This is a genomic window from Spirulina sp. 06S082 (assembly GCF_034932145.1).
Taxonomy (GTDB): domain Bacteria; phylum Cyanobacteriota; class Cyanobacteriia; order Cyanobacteriales; family Spirulinaceae; genus CCY15215.
Window position 1 is genome coordinate 39915 of sequence record NZ_JAYGHV010000274.1, and the last position, 22565, is coordinate 62479.

Annotated in this window: 17 protein-coding genes and 2 pseudogenes; 14 read left to right on the forward strand and 5 right to left on the reverse strand. The window is 43.5% G+C overall.

The window, feature by feature from the left end; genetic code table 11:
- Window positions 1-214 precede the first annotated feature (214 nt).
- The 5 genes from minC to VB714_RS15745 all read left to right on the forward strand — a co-directional run bounded on the left by minC (window position 215) and on the right by VB714_RS15745 (window position 4716).
- Complete coding sequence (gene minC / locus VB714_RS15725) at window positions 215-1117, forward strand: septum site-determining protein MinC (RefSeq protein ID WP_323225589.1); 903 nt, start codon at window positions 215-217, stop codon at window positions 1115-1117.
- Between the two features lie 32 nt (window positions 1118-1149).
- Entirely contained in the window at window positions 1150-1947 is a 798-nt protein-coding gene (gene minD / locus VB714_RS15730) for a septum site-determining protein MinD (RefSeq protein ID WP_323225590.1), read from the forward strand.
- A gap of 141 nt (window positions 1948-2088) precedes the next feature.
- Window positions 2089-2607: a cell division topological specificity factor MinE gene (gene minE, locus VB714_RS15735; RefSeq protein ID WP_323225591.1), complete on the forward strand. Its 519-nt coding sequence runs from the start codon at window positions 2089-2091 to the stop codon at window positions 2605-2607.
- A 103-nt stretch (window positions 2608-2710) separates the two neighbouring features.
- Window positions 2711-3577 (forward strand): Npun_R2479 family HD domain-containing metalloprotein, encoded by an 867-nt coding sequence (locus VB714_RS15740; protein ID WP_323225592.1) that lies wholly within the window; start codon window positions 2711-2713, stop codon window positions 3575-3577.
- A gap of 26 nt (window positions 3578-3603) precedes the next feature.
- Window positions 3604-4716 carry an ABC transporter permease gene (locus tag VB714_RS15745; protein ID WP_323225593.1) on the forward strand — a complete coding sequence of 371 codons (1113 nt, stop codon included), beginning with the start codon at window positions 3604-3606 and terminating at the stop codon, window positions 4714-4716.
- A gap of 20 nt (window positions 4717-4736) precedes the next feature.
- Here the strand turns inward: VB714_RS15745 and VB714_RS15750 are convergent, their stop codons facing one another.
- Window positions 4737-5975: a response regulator gene (locus VB714_RS15750; protein ID WP_323225594.1), complete on the reverse strand. Its 1239-nt coding sequence runs from the start codon at window positions 5973-5975 to the stop codon at window positions 4737-4739.
- 273 nt (window positions 5976-6248) lie between these two features.
- Here VB714_RS15750 and VB714_RS15755 point away from each other — a divergent pair.
- A pseudogene (locus VB714_RS15755) lies at window positions 6249-7347 on the forward strand (IS1634 family transposase).
- A 470-nt stretch (window positions 7348-7817) separates the two neighbouring features.
- A complete protein-coding gene (locus VB714_RS15760; RefSeq protein ID WP_323225595.1) occupies window positions 7818-8810 on the forward strand; it encodes a hypothetical protein in 993 nt (330 codons plus the stop codon).
- A gap of 122 nt (window positions 8811-8932) precedes the next feature.
- Here the strand turns inward: VB714_RS15760 and VB714_RS15765 are convergent, their stop codons facing one another.
- Complete coding sequence (locus tag VB714_RS15765) at window positions 8933-9892, reverse strand: ribose-phosphate pyrophosphokinase (protein ID WP_416309704.1); 960 nt, start codon at window positions 9890-9892, stop codon at window positions 8933-8935.
- 436 nt (window positions 9893-10328) lie between these two features.
- Here VB714_RS15765 and VB714_RS15770 point away from each other — a divergent pair, with 436 nt between their 5' ends.
- Window positions 10329-12266 carry a serine/threonine-protein kinase gene (locus VB714_RS15770; RefSeq protein WP_323225597.1) on the forward strand — a complete coding sequence of 646 codons (1938 nt, stop codon included), beginning with the start codon at window positions 10329-10331 and terminating at the stop codon, window positions 12264-12266.
- 24 nt (window positions 12267-12290) lie between these two features.
- On the opposite strand, the gene gshB is transcribed toward VB714_RS15770, so the two are convergent.
- Window positions 12291-13256 (reverse strand): glutathione synthase, encoded by a 966-nt coding sequence (gene gshB, locus VB714_RS15775; protein ID WP_323225598.1) that lies wholly within the window; start codon window positions 13254-13256, stop codon window positions 12291-12293.
- Between the two features lie 201 nt (window positions 13257-13457).
- Here gshB and VB714_RS27480 point away from each other — a divergent pair.
- The 3 genes and pseudogenes from VB714_RS27480 (at window position 13458) to VB714_RS15795 (ending at window position 17061) form a co-directional block, all read left to right on the forward strand.
- A pseudogene (locus tag VB714_RS27480) lies at window positions 13458-14785 on the forward strand (DNA cytosine methyltransferase).
- Between the two features lie 187 nt (window positions 14786-14972).
- Window positions 14973-15986 carry a 2-hydroxyacid dehydrogenase gene (locus tag VB714_RS15790; RefSeq protein ID WP_323225601.1) on the forward strand — a complete coding sequence of 338 codons (1014 nt, stop codon included), beginning with the start codon at window positions 14973-14975 and terminating at the stop codon, window positions 15984-15986.
- A gap of 16 nt (window positions 15987-16002) precedes the next feature.
- Window positions 16003-17061 (forward strand): DUF6745 domain-containing protein, encoded by a 1059-nt coding sequence (locus VB714_RS15795; protein ID WP_323225602.1) that lies wholly within the window; start codon window positions 16003-16005, stop codon window positions 17059-17061.
- Window positions 17062-17157: 96 nt separating this feature from the next.
- Here the strand turns inward: VB714_RS15795 and VB714_RS15800 are convergent, their stop codons facing one another.
- Entirely contained in the window at window positions 17158-18261 is a 1104-nt protein-coding gene (locus tag VB714_RS15800; protein WP_323225603.1) for a RuBisCO accumulation factor 1, read from the reverse strand.
- Between the two features lie 2 nt (window positions 18262-18263).
- Window positions 18264-21053 carry a response regulator gene (locus tag VB714_RS15805; protein WP_323225604.1) on the reverse strand — a complete coding sequence of 930 codons (2790 nt, stop codon included), beginning with the start codon at window positions 21051-21053 and terminating at the stop codon, window positions 18264-18266.
- Window positions 21054-21326: 273 nt separating this feature from the next.
- Here VB714_RS15805 and VB714_RS15810 point away from each other — a divergent pair, with 273 nt between their 5' ends.
- The 3 genes from VB714_RS15810 to VB714_RS15820 all read left to right on the forward strand — a co-directional run.
- Entirely contained in the window at window positions 21327-22121 is a 795-nt protein-coding gene (locus tag VB714_RS15810) for a DUF928 domain-containing protein (protein ID WP_323225605.1), read from the forward strand.
- 21 nt (window positions 22122-22142) lie between these two features.
- A complete protein-coding gene (locus VB714_RS15815) occupies window positions 22143-22325 on the forward strand; it encodes a hypothetical protein (protein WP_323225606.1) in 183 nt (60 codons plus the stop codon).
- Window positions 22316-22565: hypothetical protein (locus VB714_RS15820; protein ID WP_323225607.1), on the forward strand; the 250-nt coding region annotated here is incomplete at its 3' end. The genes VB714_RS15815 and VB714_RS15820, both read left to right, overlap by 10 nt.

Genomic DNA, 22565 nt, shown 5'->3' on the forward strand with positions numbered 1-22565 from the left:
CCGTAGGGGTTTGGTCTCCAAACCCTGTTTTAATTCTGTTTTAATTCTATTTTAATTCTGTTTTAATTCCTGATGGGATATTAGAGGAGAATCTAGCGATCGCGTGACGATTCGAGAAACAGCTAGAAAACGAGCAAAATAATAGAAGAGGGTTTGGTGACCAAACCCCTACTTTGCGGTAGGATGGCGATCGAGCGATGCCGATGGATCCCCTATGAGTGACGATTCCGAGAACCCCATTTCCCCTAAAGATACCGACCTCGACGAACTTTCCCTGGAAACCGAGGCCGAAAAAGCGCCAGACCCCCAAAAATCCCCCTCCCCAACCAAAAAAGAAGGCGATATTGCTCTGGTTAACCCGCGATCGCAAGTTCGTCTGGTCAAACATAAAGGCAAACTCCACCTCATTTTCCCGACAACCCAGAAACTGCCCGTTAAGGCACACTGGACGGAGATTTGGGAACAACTCAAACATCGCCTCAACGCCGGAGAACAGTTTTGGCAACCTGGCACCCCCATCGAACTCATCGCCGCCGATCAACTCCTCGATACCCGCCAACTGCAAACCATTGCCGAAGCCCTCGCTAAAGCCAATCTGGACTTGCAGCGCGTGAAAACCAGTCGCCGTCAAACTGCCGTTGCAGCAGCCACTGCGGGTTATTCCGTAGACCAACAGACCCATGCCATGGCCGTCGATCTGCAACAAGTCGCCGACTCCTCCGCCGAAAACTGGTCCCCGCCCATGTATATTAAATCCACCGTGCGATCGGGATCGGAAGTGCAACATCCCGGCACCATTGTCGTTTTAGGGGATACTAATCCAGGTAGCACCTTGATCGCCGCCGGAGATATTCTCATTTTGGGTCGCTTGCGCGGCATTGCCCATGCCGGATCTCAAGGAAACTATACCTGTCAAATTCTCGCCCTACAAATGGAAGCCACTCAACTGCGAATTGGTGAAGCGATCGCCCGTCCCCCGGAAAGTCCCCCCGAAGGCTATTATCCAGAAATTGCTTATATGACCCCCTCTGGTATTCGCCTCGCTCGGGCGGTAAATTTCTTTAAGACCCATTCTTTCGTCATAAATCTCGAAAGCTGGGTTGATTCTTTCTCCTAAACCCCTAAACCTTTAATAACGAATAACTGAATATGAGTCGTATTATTGTTATTACCTCCGGTAAAGGAGGCGTTGGCAAAACCACTATTACCGCCAATCTTGGCAGCGCGATCGCCCAACGAGGTCGCAAAATTGCCTTAGTCGATGCGGACTTTGGCTTAAGAAACTTAGATTTACTCTTAGGTTTAGAAAATCGCGTCGTTTATACCGCCATTGATGCGATCGCCGGTGATTGTCGCTTAGAACAGGCACTCGTCAAAGATAAGCGCCAACCCGGACTGGCCTTGCTTCCCGCCGCCCAAAGCCGCAATAAAGAAGCCGTCACCCCGGAACAGATGGAAAAATTAATCGGCGCGATCGCCGAATCCTTTGAGTATGTTTTAATCGACTGTCCCGCCGGGATCGAACTGGGTTTTCGTAATGCGATCGCCGCCGCCAATGAAGCCATTATCGTCACCACCCCAGAAGTCACCGCCGTTAGAGATGCCGATCGCGCGATCGGATTACTCGAAGCCAATGACATTAAAGACATCAAGTTAATTGTCAACCGCATCCGACCGGAAATGGTGCAATTGAACGATATGATGAGCGTCGAGGATGTACTCGAAATTTTAGCGATTCCCCCCATCGGTATCATCCCCGATGACGAACGGATTATCATCGCCAGTAACAAAGGAGAACCCGTCGTTATGGACACCAATATGACTCTCCCGGCGATCGCCTTTCAAAATATTGCCAGGCGTTTAGATGGTGAAGAAGTCCCCTTTCTCGACCTCATGGCAGCCCATAACACCCTTTTCAATCGCATCCGCCGCTTTTTTCACAATTAAAAAGTTTTCCCCGCTATCAACTATCAACTAAAAAATATTCACCCCTCACCCATTTCCTCCCCGCTATCAACTATCAACTATCAACTATCAACTACTTACCTATCAACTATCAACTATCAACTATCAACTATCAAACAGATCGTGTCGATTTTTAAACAATTCTGGGTTATGTTAAGCGAACTTCTCGGAAAACTTTTCGGTAGTAAGACCGTGAGTTCCAGTTTCACGGCCAAACAACGCTTAAAGCTAGTTATCGCCCACGATCGCTCGGGTTTGAGTGCAGAACGGATCGAGGCCATGCGACAAGAAATATTGCAGGTTGTCGCCCGTTATGTGGATATCGATACAGACTCTTCCGAATTTTCTTTAGAAAGTGATGATGGCATGACGGCTCTGATTGCTAATCTTCCCATTCGCCGTATCGTTCCTGTTATAGAATCAGCACAAATTACTCCAAAACCGATCCCCGAACCTGAAAATATTGTAGAGTCCAGCCCCGAACCCGAAAATTCTTTAGATGAAAGTTCGCGATCGCCCCAGCAACCCGATCCAGAAATAGAGACAGAGGAGGCGATCGCAGAACCTCCCCAAAGTTCCCCCAGTCCAGAAGAGGAAGAACTCGAAAAACAAGAAGAAACGGAAAAAACCGCAGAAATCTAGGTTTCTCCTGTTCTCGAACTTTCTTTGTTAGAGTTAAAAGATAAAGTAAGAATCAGACTCAAGATTATACTATTTTTAAAAATAGATTTTTGGTGGATAGATCGTGTTTAACGCTACGGAAATTCTGGTCGATGAATTTGTTCGGAGATTGCGGGAAGGCTATCGCCGCACTTATGGTGGTTTAAAGCCAGATTACGCAGATATTATTGCTTGGGCGGGTAGCATGGCAATGGAAAATATTGCCAATAGCGATGCCTTGTACCACAATGTCGAACATTCGATTCTAGTCACTCTCGTGGGTCAAGAAGTCCTGCGCGGAAAACATATTCGCGAGGGGGGAGTTTCCTGCGAAGATTGGCTGCACGTTATTATTGCTCTCGTCTCCCACGATATCGGTTATGTTAAGGGCGTTTGTCGTCAGGATAATGAGAAAGAACGACTCTACGCGACTGGGAAAAATGGAGAAATGGTTCATATTTCCTCCGCCTATTCTGATGCCTCCCTTACCCCCTATCATGTAGATCGAGGTAAACTCTTTATTGACGAACGCTTTGGCGGCCATCTCTTGATCGATGCAGAATTAATTAAACGCAGTATTGAATTAACTCGCTTTCCTGTCCCCAGTCAAAAAGATGGTAAAAATACAGTTAATTATCCTGGTTTAATTCGCTCTTCCGATCTCATCGGTCAACTCAGCGATCCCCGTTACTTAAGGAAAATTAGCGCTCTATTTTATGAATTTGAAGAAACTGGGGCCAATCAAATGATGGGATTCAAAAATCCTGGAGACTTGCGGCGCAATTATGCTAAATTCTATTGGGATGCGGTGTATCCTTATATTCAAGATGCTCTCCAGTATCTTTCTTTGACCCAAAAGGGTCAACAAATTCTCGCTAATCTCTATTCTAATGTTTTTGTGGTGGAACACGAACATAGAATCGGACAGTCACAAACGCAAATCCCTTCTTAAATTAATTGTTTATTAGTGAGTGAAATATGGATTGGTGGCGCAAACTTAGAAAAAACCCCCTTGCTCGTTTTGGAGCAATCTTGCTTCTTATTTTTTATCTTACGGCAATTTTTGCTGATTTTATTGCCCCTTATAATCCTTATGAGTCTCAACTCGATGGCTCTCTTTTACCGCCAACACAAATTTACTGGCAAAATCAAGCGGGAGAATTTATCGGTCCTCATGTTTACCCGACAACTCAGGGGCCGACGGATCTTGAAACTGGCGATCGCGAACTTTTAGTTGATTTTTCCCAGCCCTCTCCTCTGGGTCTTTTTGTTCGAGGAGTTCCCTACAATCTCTTCCAAATTAAGTTACCGTTACCGCCGAAGTTTGCCGAAACCACTGTTTTTCCTGGTATTCCAATGGATATTCATCTATTTGGGGCAGTGGGGGAAGGTAAAATTAATATTTTAGGCACTGACGAACAGGCCAGAGATCAATTTAGCCGCCTCTTATTTGGGGGTAGAATTAGTTTAAGCATTGGTTTGGTGGGAATTGCAATTTCTTTTCCCCTCGGAATGTTGGTCGGGGGAATTTCCGGTTATTTTGGCGGTTGGTTGGATGCGGTTTTAATGCGTTTTGTGGAAGTTTTAATGACCATTCCCACGATTTACTTATTAGTGGCGCTGGCGGCGGTTTTACCTTCTGGACTGACAAGTTCTCAACGCTTTCTCTTGATTGTTGTAATTACTTCTTTTGTCAGTTGGGCGGGACTGGCGCGGGTGATTCGCGGTCAAGTTCTTTCCCTCAAGGAACGAGAGTTTGTCGATGCAGCGCGGGCGATCGGGGCGAGTCCTTTCTATATTATTGTCCGTCATATTCTGCCCCAAACTGCTACTTATATTGCGATCTCTGCGACATTATCAATTCCCAGTTTTATTGTTGCGGAATCTGTTCTCAGTCTGATTGGTTTGGGTATTCAACAACCGGACCCTTCTTGGGGAAATTTACTCTCGGTTGCGACGAATGCTTCAATTTTAGTATTGCAACCTTGGTTGATTTGGTCGCCGTCCGTGTTGGTTATTTTAACAGTATTGGCGTTCAATCTTTTGGGGGACGGTTTACGGGATGCTCTCGATCCGCGCAGTTTGAAATGAGTAGAGAGAATGAATGGAGATTAGGTGATTGCCATTGCAGGTTGGTAATTATACTGACCTAAATTCATTGTAGGTGTGGCAAGCTCTCGGGAATTACCGACGGGATTCTTGGTAGACTGAGGGTTAGCGGGGTTTAGATATTTTTTGAGCAGTTCCTTGAGTTGTTCTCTTTCGATGGGTTTGAGAAGGAGATCGTTAGCACCTACCATTTTGCCTCGGACGCGATCGACGATATTATTACTACCGGTCATTAAAACGGTTGGTGTCTCTTGCAGGGAAGGGACGCGGCGCAAATGAGAACAGAGTTCGTAGCCATTCATCACGGGCATGACTAAATCCATGAGAATAAAGTCGGGTTTGTGCTGCATCAGTTCGGGAAGTGCTTGCACGGGGTCGTTTATGCTAAGACAGCGATAGCCGAGGTGTTCTAACAATTCTTCCATCTGAAAGCAGACGTGGGGGCTATCATCAACGCAAGCAACGAGGGGACAGGAGGAAAGGTCTTTGGGGGTGGGAGTCGCTACGGTTTTGAAGGGGGTGGGTAAATCTGCGATCGCACTCCAAGCGATCGCTTTTTGTTGGATGTAGTAGCGCAAAAGCCGAATAACTGCTGTAAAGGATTGTTTCATGGTGGCGGCAAGATCCCAAAAGCTACGCTTGCCGTTAAGTAGCGGTTTCAAGTTTAGTAAGCTGGCACTACTCGATTGCAATAGGTCTTCTGAAAGTTGCAAATTGGGGGCGCGATCGGCATACTGGGGATTTAAACCCAAGGTTTGCCAGTCGGCTTTGAGTTGTTGAATTTCGCTGAAGAGAGGCTTAAGCACATTTGCGGGTAAGGAGAGTTCGGGTTTCGCTATTTTTGCCAGTTTCCAACCTGATTGCCATTGTCCTTTAATTTCTCTCTCGGCGGCGATCGCAAACAAACTTTCTCGCAAAACAGTTTGAATAATAATTCTAACTTTGGCGGGACTTAGTTTTTGCTGGCTGACTTCTTGGAGGAGATAGTAATATTCCCAGGGATCGCGGTTGGCTGTCGGGAGAAAGTTCGTTTCCATGAGACCATTTTGCTCTCTAACCGCGCGTTTCCAGCGACGGACTCGGAATTGGCGATCGACAACGTAGGCGATTTGACCTTGATTAAAAAAGAACTGCCATTGTTTTTTGCCCGAGGTGAGGGTAAATATCCCAGTGGCTTGCTTTTGATGGAGGTTAAGAATAGTTTTATAGAGTTTGACTAAGGTTGCAGTAGTGGTAGACATATTTTTTCGTTACTTTTTTTAACATTGTTGAGAGTAGTCTAACCAATAAATGTGAAAAACTTGTGAAAACCCAGAAAAACCCGGAAAAATCAGTATACCTAGGAGAATGGGCAAGGGCGCTAGGAAGAAAATTGTATAACCCACATTCCGCACTTTAAAATGTAGCACAAGAGACTACAGAATTGAAAAACCAAAAGTAAGTAAAAATACTTAGTTCAAAAACTGAGTCCAAATGGGATAATTAGAGAAACTTATCAAAAGGAAAAATAAAAAATGGAAGAAATAGAAATCAAAAATATAGATCATTTAGGGATCATTGCAGGGATAGTAGATGAACTAGAAATCGTCAGAAAAGTCAACGAAAAACTCAAAATAGATTGCCGAGAAAAGATAACATCTGGACAGGTGGTAAAAGCAATAATTCTCAATGGATTGGGATTTATATCTCGACCATTATATTTATTTAGTCAATTTTTTCAAGATAAAGAAGTAGAAAAATTGTTAGGAAAAGGAGTAAGAAGTAGTTATCTGAATGATGATAAAATAGGCAGAGTAATGGATGGTTTATATAAATATGGATTAAGTAATCTATTTCTAGAAATTGCTTCATTAGCGGTCAATAAGTTTAAAATAGAAACGCAATATTCACACTTAGATTCCACTTCATTCCATTTACATGGAGAATATGAAAGTGAAAAACCTCAAGAAGAAGAAATGAAAAAAGATAGACCGATATATATAAGTAAAGGATATTCCCGCGATCACAGACCAGATTTAAAACAATGTGTATTAGATTTAATAACAACTCAAGGAAGAGATTCAACTCAATTTGGAGAAAATAAAAGATGATAAGACTATTTATAAACTAGAGATGAGAGAAAAACTCAAAACTGAAGAAATAGAGAAAAGACAAAAACAAGCAGGAAGATTTATCTTAGCCACGAATTTAGTAGGATCTGAAAATCAGAAAACCCCAGTAGAAATTCTAAAAATATATAAAAAGCAACAATCTTGCGAAAGAGGATTTGGCTTTCTTAAAGATCCTTTATTCTTTGCGGATAGTTTATTTGTTAAAAAACCAGAAAGGCTTGAAACAACACTCTTTTTAATGTCTTTATGTTTGTTGGTTTATAATTTGGGACAAAGACAACTCAGAAAAAACTTAAAAGAATCCGACAACAAACTGAAAAATCAAGTTGGTAAACTGACCAATATTCCTAGCTTAAGATGGATATTTCAATGCTTTCAAGGAATTCATTTATTGACTTTAAATGGTGACAAAAAAATTGTCAATTTAACAGAAGAACGCAAGTTTATTCTAGAATTTTTGCCTTCATCTTGTTACAGATATTATCTATCTTCTGCATCTTAATAAATACAAAAGCAAACATTAGAAAATCTTATTCCTTGACTTTAGAGAGCTATTGCTTCTCTACTTTGTGCTGCTCATTTTTCTTCTTTATCCTCTCACACAGTCAGGTAAAGACTTGAAGATGCTTTCTCTATTTTCTTCAACTAGTTTCGGAGCAGTTTTTCTCTTTGTTGTTTATGTAATTTTCCGTACTTCAGAATGAAGTGCGGAATGTGGGATGTAAAAATTCTTCTGTAGCGACGTTGTATGCAACGTCGCTACAGGGTTTTAGGATATCCGTAAGGATATCCGTAAATAGGGTCTGCGGTAACTGGATTTGGTATGAATACAATAATGCGATCGCGCAGTATATATCCATCATATTGCGTTTGTATCCGCTTTCTGCAAGTATTGGAGGACAAACAATACATTTTGTAGTATAATGTATTTTAAATTAAGAGTTATTAACAAAATATAGAGGAGGGAGAAGCATGAAAAAAATACAATGGCGAGACTTTAAGGCTTCCCTCAAACATAACGAAAAATCCTATACTTTAAAAGGTCGAATTCACTTAAAACGGGGAACATATCCCGGAGAAGTGGAAATTACTAATATTAACGATGTTCCCACGCAACAATTTTTATCGGGAATGCCAGAAATTCCTTATTCTCGATCGCTGGGACGTTCTTTTGTGTTACCGAGAAAACCGATCGCGGCTTCTTTTACTCAGAAAGTAGATGGAACTGCACTTATTTTTTCACCTTTGCAATTGCCGGATGGTGAAACTATTGTTTTTCCGCGCACTCGGGGCATGATTATTATTAGAAATACCAAATGGAGGGCGCTACAAGATTTAGTCGATCGCGTTGTCACTCCCGATTTAAAAGAACGCATTTCTACGGTTTGTTGTCAGCAAAATGCAGCTTTAGTTTTTGAACTATGGGGTAGAGAAAATCCGCATACGGTACAGTACGATCGCGATCTTTCTTTTTCCTTACATACTGTTATTAAAGGACGAAATGGGATTCAACCGTGGCGACTGGTCAAACAAATTGCAAAATCTGCCGATCTTCCCATTGTTGAAGAATTAGTGCGAGTAAAAGCCTCAAAATTAACGATAGAAGAACTACAATATCTTGCCCAACAATTAACCAACAAACAAGAACAAGAAAACGATCCCAATCTGGGTTTATATCGTCAAGAAGGGGTCATTTTAAACATTGAAAGTCAATCTAAAGGCTGGCAATGGAAATTTAAACCCCCTTCGATGGAAGAATATCATCGTTTGGCACGGGTGAAAATTCTGCCGATTACAGTTTATCATTCAGTTTGGAAATTAATCGATCGCGGTGAAGATGCTTCTTTATCTGCTTTATTAAAAGTGATGCAATTGGAGTATGGAGAAGAAGCGATCGCGCATTATAAAGATATAATCTCTCATTATTATTGGTTGTGGTATTCTAAGTATTATGAGGAAATGTAAATATTTAAAGGATAAGTGTCAATCTCCCCTTTTTTTTTGAGAAATATAACATTGAAAAAAGAGGGCTGTAATGTGAACCCTCCATACTAACTCTAATTGATAAATATTCCTGAAGATTTAAACTAGCGAAACATACTACTTACGGAACTATCTTCGTGAATGCGCCAAATAGTTTCGCCAATCAAATTCGCTACGGAAAGGACTGTTAACTGTTTGAATTGTTTAGAATCAGGAACAGGAATGGTGTTAGTGACAATAACCTCCTCTAATACACCACTCGAAAGACGCTCGATCGCCGGAGGAGAAAAGACAGCATGAGTTGCACAAGCATAAACCTGACGCGCCCCTTCTTCCCGTAAAAATTTCGCACCTTCGGTAATTGTCCCCGCAGTATCGATCATATCATCGACCAAAACCGCCGTTTTTCCTCTCACATCGCCGATCACATTCATAACCTCGGCAACATTGTGAGCTTGGCGGCGCTTGTCAATAATGGCAAGAGGAGCATCATTTAACTTCTTAGCAAATGCCCTCGCCCTAGCAACTCCGCCAACATCGGGAGAAACAACGACTAAATCGTGTAAATTTTTACTTCGCAGATACTTTAATAGCACCGGAGAACCATAAACATGATCGAAAGGAATATCAAAATAGCCTTGAATTTGAGCGGAATGTAAGTCCATCGCCAAAACGCGATCGGCACCGGCTTCCGTCACCAAATTCGCCACCAGTTTCGCAGCAATGGATTCTCGTCCGGCGGTTTTGCGATCGGCCCTAGCATAAGAATAATAGGGAATCACCGCCGTAATTTGTCTGGCGGAAGCCCGACGACAGGCATCGATCACGATCAATAATTCCATTAAATGATCGTTAACCGGATAACTACAGGGTTGAATTAAGTAGACATCGCACCCTCGAATCGATTCTTGAATTTGGACGTAGAGTTCTCCATCAGCAAAGCGCTTGCGGATCATCGGTCCTAAATCCATTCCCAAATAACGAGCAATTTCTTGCGCGAGGGGAATGTTTGCTGAACCCGAAAATAGCCGAAGGCGATTATTATCGGAAAGGGGGGTCAGCATTGTCTGGAGATTAACAGTTGCAATACGGCTCACGGGCAAATTCTCGAACCTCATTTCATCGCGATCTTACCATCCAGATTATGCTATGAGAGAATTTATTTTGATGAAGAAAAACGAAAGTTTATTAAAGATAGGATAAAGATGAAAAAGTGAAGATCGTGTTGGGGAATTTGAAGGAAAAACCTCTAGATTACCGAGAATTCCCATTGTGTCACCCAGAAATTAGTGTTAATTTTCATCCTAAATTGGACGTAAGGATGCAAAATTGAAAGAGAAATGTCCGTAAATTCCTAGGACTTACGCAGCTAGGGAGGACTTACGCAGCTAGGGAGCGAGACGCTCCCACTACCTGATAATGGAGGTAGTGCGGGCATCTTGCTCGCTGTTTTTACAAAACTGAGATACACCCCAGAAAACTTCCCCATATCGCATACCCATGTCATTCACGCCAAATAAACTCTTAAATCAACGTTACCGCCTCAACAAAATTTTGGGTCGAGGGGGGTTTGGCAGCACCTATCTCGCTGAAGATACGGGGCGTTTTAATGAATTGTGCGCTTTAAAAGAAATTATCCCCGATCGCAATTCTCCGGAAATCCTCGCCAAGTCGCGACAACTCTTTCAACGAGAAGCAGCGACTCTTTACAAACTGCGACACCCCCAAATCCCTCAATTTCGCGCCACTTTTGAGGAGGAGGGTAGTTGGTTTTTGGTGCAGGATTACATTGAAGGGAAAACTTTGCGGGAATCGTTGCGATCGCGTTTGGCGGAGGGGGTACTCTTTTCCGAAGCTGAGGGATGGCGATTATTGCAGCAAATTCTACCAGTTTTGGACTATCTCCACGGCGAGGGTATTATTCATCGAGATATTTCCCCAGAAAATATTATTGTGCGGGAAAGTGATGATTTGCCCGTGTTGATCGATTTTGGCGTGGTGAAAGAATTAGTCACCCAGATTCAATCTCCCCACCGTCCCGAGGGGGCGACGGTGGTGGGCAAAATCGGCTATTCCCCTAACGAACAATTTCAACGGGGAGAAGCCTATCCCAGTAGCGATCTCTATAGTTTGGCCGCAACAATCGTGGTGTTAATGACAGGGCGGGAACCGAGGGATTTATTCGATCAAGAAAAATTAGCTTGGAATTGGCAACCCTGGCTGCAAATTAGCGACCCTTTGGGGACGATTCTAGAAAAGATGTTGAGTCAGCGACCTGGCGATCGCTATCCCTCGGCACAAGCTGTCCTACAAGCATTACAGGGCGATTTTGTTCCCACCCAGCCCCCTCCCGCAGAACTTTCCCAAATGGCGACTATCGCCGTGGGAGGAACTTCTCCGACGACTTCCCCTCGAACTAATATTTCCACCCAGGTTCCTTCGGTTCCCACCGCGCAAAAAGGTCGCTTCGATCCTCTGTTATTTTTGGGGATGACTCTGATTATTAGTTTTGTGGCGGGGTTAGGGTCTTGGAGTTTGGTGAATTGGTGGATCGACTCGCGATCGCCCCAAATGGAGGAGGAAACCTCTTTTCCTACTCCCTCTTCCCCCATGCCCACAACCTCCCCGTCTCCCACCCCTACACCCTCGCCTACTCCCACACCCACCCCTACACCTCCTAGTATTTCCGAACGAAACATCGATCTCGTTGTGGGCAAAACTTTTACAGACCGATCGGCTTTAGAGAAAAAAGAAGACCGCATTCGCTACAATTTTTCGGCGGAAGAAGGGCAAACCTTGGAGGCGATCGCCAGAAGCGGTGGCGTTTGGATGACTATACTCGACTCTCAAGGAGAGAACTTAAGTCAGGAAACGACTAATGTGCAGAGTTGGGAAGGAACATTTCCGAAAACAGGAAAGTACGCGATCGAACTTGCAGCGATTCCCAATGTCCCTCAAGATAATTACCGCTATCGACTAACCTTGCTGCTTAACAACCCCGATCGCCCCGATCCTGAACCATCCCCCACTCCAACACCCGAAACGACTCCAACTCCTAAACCATCTCCTACTCCAACTCCAACTCCTAAACCATCTCCTACTCCCCAAACACAACAACCCCGCTATGATGTGGAACCTGTGGAAGTTTCTCCCAATATTGAAGGGTCTAAAACGCAACTATTTGGAACAACTTCTCCCGATCGCATCAAGCGTTATTTGGTGTTTGTGGAAAAGGGACAAACATTATCCGCCGAAATGCAGTCTGGTCGCGCCACCATGAATATTTACTATCCCAATGGTCAATTGATGGAAGAGGCCGAAAAGGTTGTTTTATGGCAAATTGAAGCGCCGCGATCGGGGGATTATAAAATTGATATTATCGCGGCAGAATCTACGGATTTTGCCCTAGATGTCCGAGTGAAAGCTGTTGGACAATGAACAATTATCAAGAATATATATATTTCAGATTATAACAGAAACAATCCATTTAATTACTTGTTTTCCTAAAGAAACATTATCGAGAAGATCGATTTCTCGGATTCCCGTGGGACTGGTGACATTGACTTCTGTTAAATAGCCACCAATAATATCTAAACCCACAAAATATAAACCATCTTCTTTTAATTTAGGTGCAACTACACGACAAATCTGGCGATCGCGATCGGTAATTTCTGTTTTTGCGACTCGTCCTCCGACCGCCATATTCCCCCGAAATTCTTTCCCCACAGGAATGCGATTAACTGCACCAATGGGTTCTCCCTCTAAGACAATAATACGCTTATCTCCCTCAGAAGCGGCGGGTAAATATTCCTGAATCATCACCGGTTCTTGTCCCCAATGCGTGCTAATTTCAATCAGAGAATTAAGATTGCGATCGCCTTCTTGCAAAAACAAAATCCCCTCTCCTCCTTTCCCATCTAAAGGCTTTAAAACCCCGGCTCCTTTTTTACCGACAACCTCTAAAATCACTTGTTTATCTTGAGAAACAATAGTTTCGGGCATTACCGAAGGGAAATTTAGAGTATATAATTTCTCATTAGCAGCCTGTAATCCTCTGGGACGATTAACCACCAAGGTTTTTACGGGATCGATAAGATCGAGAATTTGCGTAACATAAAGATAGGGAATTGTCACGGGAGGGTCTTTCCGCATCAAGACAGCATCCATTGTTTCTAGGGGCTGCAAACTCCCTTCTCCAAGGTGATACCATTGTTCCTTTGCCACCCAGCGATCGCCTTTCTGCTCAACAGGTGTTAGGCTGACAGATTGTAGAAAGCCCCAGGCTTGTCCAGCAATGATACTAAGGCGATTGACTTCTGTTATCCAGACCTCATGTCCCAATTGTTGTGCGCTTTCCATCATCGCCACGGTGCTATCGTGACCGGGAATGAGGAGGGAAATGGGGTCGATAATAAATAAGAATTTCACGCTTTCTTCTCTTATTGTAAACTGTAAAATTACAAACTGTAAATGTTTGAGATTGCCAGCATTAACTCTCCTCAGTTTACGCCCTATCTATGACAGAAGGCAAGATTAATTTTAATTAATCTCTAAATTGACAATTGCTAAAAATAATGATACGCTTGCTCTCTAGGGATTTCTGAGATAGATATAGGCGAGATAAACAAAATGATTATTCAAGAACCAGAACGTCCTATTGCGATCGATTTGTTTGCAGGGGCGGGAGGAATGACACTCGGTTTTGAACAAGCTGGATTTGATGTTCTGCTATCCGTTGAAATCGATCCCATTCACTGTGCTATTCATCAATTTAATTTTCCCTTTTGGGAGGTTCTTTGTAAAAGTGTAGTCGAATTAACGGGAGAGGAAATTAGAAGCTATCCATTTATAAAAAAGCGAGATATAGACGTTATTTTTGGCGGTCCTCCTTGTCAGGGATTTTCATTAATGGGGAAGCGAGTGCTTGAAGATCCTAGAAATTCACTGGTATTTCATTTTTTACGGATTATTAATGAATTAAAACCGAAATATTTTGTGATGGAAAATGTGGCGGGGCTAACTGTTGGTCAATCTAAGCAAATTCTCTTAGAAATTATTGCCTCATTTAAAGAATGTGATTATGATGTTAAAGAAGATTATCAAGTTCTTAACGCTGCGTTTTTTGGCGTACCTCAAAGCCGAGAGAGATTATTTTTAATTGGGTGTCGAAAAGGCTTAGAATTACCCGAATATCCCCAGCCAATAACCAAACCCCGTAAAGGGAAATCCCTCTCAAAATTATTCCCCGATCTCAATCTTCCTCATACTCCCACTGTTTGGGATGCGATCGGAGATTTACCAGAAGTTGAAAGATACCCCGAATTGTATAAAAGAGATTGGGTAAAAGGAAAATTTGGCAAACCAAGTCCCTATGCAGAAAAACTCAGAGCATTGCAAAAAGATAATAAAGATATAATGATTATTCATACAATCGTAAATATGATGCAAGAATATTAACATCAAGTTTGAGAACCAGACATACGCAAAAATCAATCGATAGATTTGAGAAAACAAAACAGGGCGAAACCGAGAAAATTAGCAGGTTTTTGAAACTCGATCCCGAAGGAATTTGTAATACCCTTAGAGCAGGAACTCCCAGCAGTCGGGGGGCGCATACATCTCCTCGACCCATTCATCCTTTTACACCTCGATGTATTACAGTAAGAGAAGCTGCTCGCTTGCATTCTTATCCAGATTGGTATCGTTTTCATGTCACAAAATGGCATGGATGTAGGCAAATTGGCAATTCTGTTCCTCCTTTACTGGCTAAATCTGTCGCTTCACAAATTATTAAAGCTCTCGGTATATCTCCCTTTCAACCCAAACAGTTTATAAGTTTTCGAGAAAAACACTTTATTCAGTTTGATATGTCAAAAGCTGCCGCATTCTATAGTGTCGATCCCCATGTTATAGAGCCAAGAATTAGAAAGTCGCAATCTACTTTGGGAGTTGATTAAAAGTGGCAGTCATTTTGGTTGCAGCTTCACAGATTTCAGAGCAGGATTTGAATACTTACAAGATTGTGGCACAATAGTAGTGAGTTTGGGAAATATTGAAAAATTCTCAAAAGAAGCGCCGCGCAGAACTTAAACCTTGTACAATATCCCGATAGAATTGCTATTTGTTCCCCATTCAGTAAAAACTATGCGCGTTGCTATTTTCAGTACCAAACCCTACGATCGCCAGTTTTTTGAAGCCGCTAACTGCGACGGAAAGCACGAATTTGTTTTTTTCGAGACTCCTCTCAACCGAGAAACTGCCCCTCTCGCGCGAGAATTTCCGGCGGTGTGTGTTTTCGTCAACGATAATCTAAACGCAGCAACTCTGCTGACTCTCTCCGAGGGAGATACCCGCTTAATTGCCTTGCGTTGTGCGGGATACAATAATATTGACCTCACTATTGCTAGAGAATTGGGTTTCACTATAACGCGAGTTCCTGCCTATTCTCCCTATGCTGTTGCCGAACATACCATCGGTTTAATGTTAGCTTTAAATCGTCGCATTCACCGCGCTTACAACCGAGTCAGAAACGGTAATTTTGCCTTGTCAGGAATGTTAGGATTTGATATGCGCGATCGCACTGCCGCAGTTATCGGTACGGGCAAAATAGGTGCCTTAACCGCCAACTTGCTCAATGCTTTTGGTTGTCATTTAGTGGGTTACGATGTTTATGAAAACCCCGATTGTATCGCGTTGGGCATGGAATATCTCTCGCTTGAAAAAGCCCTCTCCGTAGCGGATATTATCACGCTTCACTGTCCTCTTTTACCCTCCACTCATCACATCATTGACGATCGCGCGATCGCCTGCATGAAAAAAGGCGTAATGTTAATTAATACCAGCCGAGGAGGTTTAATCGACACCCAAGCGGTAATTCGTGGCTTAAAATCAGAACAGGTTGGCTATTTGGGTATGGATGTCTACGAAAAGGAACAAAAACTGTTTTTTGAGGACTTGTCTGATGTAGTGATGCAAGATGACGACTTCGGACGTTTACTCACATTTCCCAATGTTTTAATTACCGGACATCAAGCCTTTTTCACGCGGGAAGCGATGACAGAAATTGCTCACACAACCCTGATCAACCTCAATGACTTTGAAGCAAATCGACCCTGTGCTAATAACCTTGATTTGGAAAAGTTGGCAGTAATTCCCTAGGATTAAAAACTCGATCATGAATTTACTCGAAATCATAGAAATATGGAAAGATAATGTACAAATTAGAGACATTGACCCGATCTATGACCTGACCCCCGAACAAGCGGCGCAAATTACCACCTATCAAGAAAAATGGCGTAAAATTGCCCTCTCTGTCACTCCCTGCGATCGCGTCCAAATCAAAAATACAATTCAAGCCACCTGCGATGCCTTGAAAAAGCCTTTTCCTAATCTAATTTTTTGCGATAGTCCTGTTAGTCTTTCCTATTATTTACAACCCACTCAAAAAACCTGGGGCTTTCGTTTACTTATGTTATGGGATCGGCTGGAACGGCAATTACAGAGTCAAATTGCCCAGCATCTTTGGTTAAAACTCTCTTTACATCATTTTAAGGAAACGGCTCGATTTTGGGAATTAGTAACAACAGAACCAGAAACGCTACAAAAAACACCTAAGCTCAGATTTATTGATTTAGGTAGTCCCTTTGCTCGTGCCAGTTTATATGACTATTGTATTTCAGTATTAAATTGTCGTCACAATCCGGAAACATGGTTATTGTTTCAATCTTTAGTTCAAGAATGTATCTGGTTTGGCTGTTATGACAAAATGCTATTAATTCTCGATCGCCCTCGCATTCTCTCTATTGATGAGGAGTATCGCTTACATGGAGAAGGAAAACCTGCGGTTCAGTTTAGCGATGGGTTTTCTACTTATGCTTATCATGGTGTCAAGTTGCCCGAAAAATATGGCAAACTATTTCCCTCTCAATGGCAAGCTGACTGGTTATTATCAGAAGACAATATAGAACTACGGCGCGTTTTATTACAAGGGATTGGTTACGAAAGACTGTGCCTTGAATTAAACGCAGAAAAAATGGATGAGTGGCGAGAATATAGTTTGTTAAGAATTAATTCAAAGATTGACATTGAGCCAATTTATTTATTAAAAATGATTTGTCCCAGTACGAATTACTGTCATGCGCTGCGGGTTCCGCCGAGTATGACTTCTGCGAGAGAGGCGATCGCCTGGGTTAATTGGGATATCGATCCTGAAGAGTTTTCTGTACAAAGTTGATTTTTTTATAAGTGCCACAAAAAAAGGGTTTGGTGAACCGCAAGAAAAGGGTTTGGTGAACCGCAAAAAAAGGGTTTGGAGACCAAACCCCTACCGTCAATCGTCCATTTGCCAAGGTTCAATAATATTGTTTTCATCTAAAATTCGTTTTGGGCGTAGAATAACTACAATCTGACCTAAAATTTCGCGATCGGGCGCTTCGGGAAACCACTGAATTTCTACCTCGCCATTATTATTAACCAGAAAATAAGTATTAGCATCCCATTGACGCGATCGCCGATCGACAACGATCGCCACATCTTCGGATTTACTCAAGGAATAATTGGGTAATTCCCCACTTTTGCCAAAAATTGCCACGGGATCTTTTGCCTTTAAAACTGCCTGCCATCCCGGTATAGGAATACAAGTGACCTCTTCCGAAAATTGGACGAGGCGAAAAGGTTGCACTTCTTCAAGAGGAGAAACCGCTTGTAAATCAGCTAATTTAAGCGGTAAGGTTCCAGCAACAGGGATAATGCGAGCCAACTGTTCCTCCTCCTCCAATCGATAAACCGGAAGCAAAGGAGCGCGTTCTACCGATACAACAGTAAAATCGCTCAAGAGTCCTTCAATTTGTTGCCGTGCCGTGACAGAATGGGCAAACTTTAAGCCTCTGGCGATGAGACGCGATCGCTCTTGTAAATCCTTCTTGCCCCGTGCTACTTTCCAACATTGATAGGCTACAGCATCCCCAGGGGCAGCCGTAAACCCTTGCGGCGGCGTAGAATAACAAGAGAAATTTTGTATAGCCTTGGCCACCTCGTGCGCCTCATCCACATCAAGGCTTTTATCCATCGCTAACTCTGCGGCAGCAAAGCGCTGTTTGTGGTTAAGAATGCGGAATTCGTAGAGAACATCGCTTCGGGGTCCTTGGAAATAGTTTTGGATCGCTTCCGATGCTCCTTCCGTGCAAATACTCTCAAAGACTTGTGCCGCCACAATCGTTAAATTTTGGTATTTGCCCTCAATTCCCGTTTCCTCAAAAATAGTTTGGGCAGTATAACCCGCTTTTTGTAATTGCTGGCAGATTTTTCCCCAGTCTACCCAATTTCCCTCCTTGCGCCGAAGTTTTAATAACAAAGTTTGGGCGGCTTCTTGAGAAAGTTCAGTATTACTGGTGGCGGATTGATTATTATTCATTGATAATTGTTCGTTGCTCATGTTTATTCTTCATTGACAAGGGAAACCCCCTGTTTATCGAGTTCTCCTCGCGCTAACTCAAAAATAATATCAACGCGGAAATTATTAACAAGATTAGTTAAACTGGCGATTAATTTCTCTCGCTGGGGGGGAATGTGTTCGATTAACTCTAACAAGATTTCATTATCCACAGAAAGGGCGGCATCGTATAACTGCTCTAACCATTCTAACGGCATTCCTTGCAAATCCTCTGCCTCTAACATGGGGATCGCTGTCTCTAGGGAATTTTCTTTGCTATTGCTCTCGCTTTCTTCATAAAGATAATTAATTCCTAAATACTCAGACAATTTCTCTAACAAATTATCCTGACGAAAAGGCTTCGTAACAAAATCACTTCCCCCCAGATCGAGCAGTTTTTGTCGATCTTCAATCAAAGCGCTGGCGGTTAGGGCAATAATGGGAACGGGAGGGCGATCGCCTATATTCTCCCCTTCCCTCTGGCGAATCTTCTCGATCGCTTCATAACCGCTCATTACAGGCATTTGAATATCCATTAAAATTAAGTGAGGTTGCCAAGTTTCCCAAAGCGCGATCGCCTCTCGACCATTCGTTGCCTCGGAAACCTCAAAACCAAGGGGTTGCAGAATACCCCTTAAAAGCTGACGATTTACCACCATATCTTCCACGATTAAAATGCGGTAGATATCACCATCGGGAGGTACAGAGAATCCCATAATACGGCGGTTATCCTGAGATTTTCTGCGTTCTCCCGTGTTGGCTGCCCGCACTTTGATCTCAAAGGTAAAGGTGGAGCCTCGTCCCCATTCCGTATCTACAGTGATATCCCCCCCCATCAAGCGCACGAACTCTCGACTGATGGATAGTCCCAAACCAGTCCCTTCCATAGATTGGCGACCGATGCGAGTTTGGACGAAGGGTTCAAATAAAGTTGCTAATTCCGTCTCATCAATGCCGGGTCCCGTATCTTCCACAGAAAAGACCAGGGTTTGTTCTTCGGGTTTTTGGGGATCGATAGGTTTTGCATCGGCACGCACGATCGCGCCGCCAGATTCGGTAAACTTAATCGCATTGCCAATCAAATTAGTGAGAACTTGTCGTAACTTGCCTTTATCAATTTTCACATATTCCGGGAGAGCGGGGGAACGCTCAAAAGCGAGGGTTAATTGTTTGCTCTGTGACTTTAATTGCAGCATATCGTGCAGGGAATTGAGCAGATGATGTAAATTGCAGGCTTCTTCATTGAGGGTCATGCGTCCTGCTTCAATTTTGGAAACCGAGAGGATATCATTAATCAGAGTTAATAAGTGTTCGCCACTGCGATTAATGATTTCGAGGCTTTCGCGCTGTTCTTTCGTGAGGGAATCATTGCCCGCCAGTAACTGACTAAACCCTAAAATAGCATTGAGGGGGGTTCTTAATTCATGACTCATACTGGCCAAGAAGGTGCTTTTCGCTCGGTTAGCTGCTTCGGCAGCATCCTTGGCGGTCTTCAGGGCGGTTTCGGCTTTCTTGCGATCGCTAATATCCCGCACGATCGCCAATACTTCATTCTCGCCACTAACAACGATTCTCGCTTCAGCGTAACGTTGCTCGCCATCTTGGGGAACAAGAAATTCAAAAATCTGCAAATCCCCTGTTTCTAGGGCGCGATGCACATAACTCAAATAGCTTTGGGCCAATTCGGGGGGTAAAAACTTGTCCAACGGGCAACCGATGCTGTGGCGATCGATCGCGAGAATATTGCTGACATTATCAGGGGCGATCGCGCTTAAACAAACCCCTGCCCGGTTCATCTGCAACAGTAAATCGGGAATCGCCTTGAGAATTGCGCGGTTAGTGGCTTCGCTTTTGTCGAGTTCCTTGGTCGTCCGCACTACCCGCGTTTCCAGAAGTTTATTGTAATCTGCCCATAACTTTTCAATCCGCTTGCGTTCGGTAATATCTTGAAATGCTGCGATCGCGTAAACGATTGCCCCCGCTTCATCATAAATCGGAGTCGCCGCAATCTCCAAAGGAATCTCTTGCTCCCCCTGATGCAACTCAACATCATCAACAGTGATACTTTCCCCCGCCAAAGCCAACATTAACGGATGTCGCTCTTCGGGATAGCATTCTTGGGTTTGAGCGCTATAAATCTGTTTTAGACCTTGAAGATGACTAGCTTCACTTTTCTCTTCCTCTGGCCGAGGGGCGGAACCCTCAGCATGGGTTTCTCCGCTTAAAATAGATTTGGCTGCATGATTGGTATAGTAAGCCTCTCCCGTCGCATCAACGACAAAAACCCCCACAGGTACCGCCTCGAGAACCTGAATCAAACGTCGTTCGCTTTCTCGCAAAGCCTTTTGTCTGGATAATTCCTCTCGTGCCTCTTCTGCTCGTTTCTTTTCTTGGATCGCCTCTTTGATTTGGCTGACATGATCTAAAGTTTTGTTAATGGTAATTTCCAGATCTTCAAAGTTAATCGGCTTAGTTAAAAAGTCAAACGCCCCTCGATTCATCGCCGTTCTGATACTCGTCATATCCCCGTAAGCAGAAATAATGACCGTTTTGAGGGTCGGGCGTTTCAGTTGGGAAACCCGCTCCAGTAAAGTCAACCCATCCATCTTGGGCATATTGATATCGCTGAGGATCGCGTCTATATCGGGATCGGCTGCCAATGTTTCCAGGGCTTCTAGTCCATTATTGGCAAACGCAAACTCGAGTTCTCCTTGGCGGATGCGCTTCCTGAAAGCCTTGCGGATCAGGAGTTGCATGGTTGGTTCATCGTCTACGACCAGTATTTTCGCTGGCATTTTCGTCTCCCTGTTTGCTGTTCGTCCGATCGGAATGGAATGTTTTGTCGTTGCTATTGGGGTGTCACCCTTTCATTATCGCCTTCATTATCTCATTGTCATCAATGGGATTAAAAATGGGGTTAAAAATGGGATTAAATTTGCCTCTAGAGGAAAATAGATTCAAGTTAAATTCTTCCGGAAAAAATTAGAAAACTTAGTAGATTTATCTAGTAAAGATTTTTCTGGTTTCTGCTAAATTAAAAGTATATCTATCTAGATGGAGTCTAGACTATGAAAACTCATCTCGTAAAAACACTGGCGGTTTTTGCGGCCTTAGCCACCGCAGCCCCCACGGTTATGCTGGCCCAAAACGCGATCGCCGCCCCCTTTAACGCCGATAATTTGACGGATTTCGGCGCTCCCGATTCCACTGCTGGCGGTGGAACTCGGGGCTGTTTCGCTCCTTCTAATACTGAAACTAATGCTGGAAAATCTTTAACGCTTTTGACTCCCCACAACCTGAAGCTGGCTAACAACGAAGAAGTCATGCCTCTAACCGTGCAGTCTCATCCCGAGTTTTTCTGGTACGTTCCAGAGGAAACCAAAGCGCAAAGTGTTGAATTTATTCTCAGCGATGAAAAGGACAATCCGATTTACCAAGCGGAACTAGCTGTCCCCGCAACCGCAGGGATTATGAGCGTCAGCTTGCCCCAAGAAGAAGAATACGCCCTCAAAGAAGGAATGAGATATCACTGGGTGGTTTCTTTGGTGTGCGATCGCGGTTCTGCCTTAGCGTCTGCCGGAAACATCTTCGTTGATGGCTATATCCAACGCCTTGACGCTAATAGCGAACTCGCCCAACAAGTTGCTCAAAGTCCAGATGCCGATGATTATGCTAAAGCTGGAATTTGGCAGGAAGCCCTCGCTTCTTTTGCTCATCAGCGCCGCGATCGCCCTCAAGATGTTGCGATCGCCCAAGACTGGCAAGAATTTTTAGAGTCTGTCAATCTCGGCCAATTTGCAGATGTCGAATTTGTCAGTTCCCATCCTCTCAATCCCATGACCTCTGAATCTCTCCCTCAGTAAGCGAAAAGAGGAGATAAAAAGGTGCATCGAACCATTTCTAGCTTTACCTCCCGTATCCATCGCCAAACCGTAACAAAAATTTACAATTTTGTTCAAGTGTATTTACTCTTTAACAACAGTGTAGAATTGTTCGCGGTTTTGGGGGGTGCGGGTAAAGCTATTATTTATAATGGTCCCTTGGCCTCCTCAAAAGAATGCAATTAGAAAAAACGCGCCTTTTCTCAGCAATTACAGTACCTCTGTGCTTGTCTGGATTAAACGCGCCTTTCGTCAGCGCTCCATCGATTCAGTCCGCTTCAGATACAGGCACAAAAGTTACTGCCGACGGCGATCGCTTTGATATTTCCGGAGGGACTCTTTCAGGAAATGGTGCAAATTTATTTCACAGTTTCGAGCAATTTGGTTTAGATAGCAACCAAATTGCTAATTTTTTATCTCATCCAG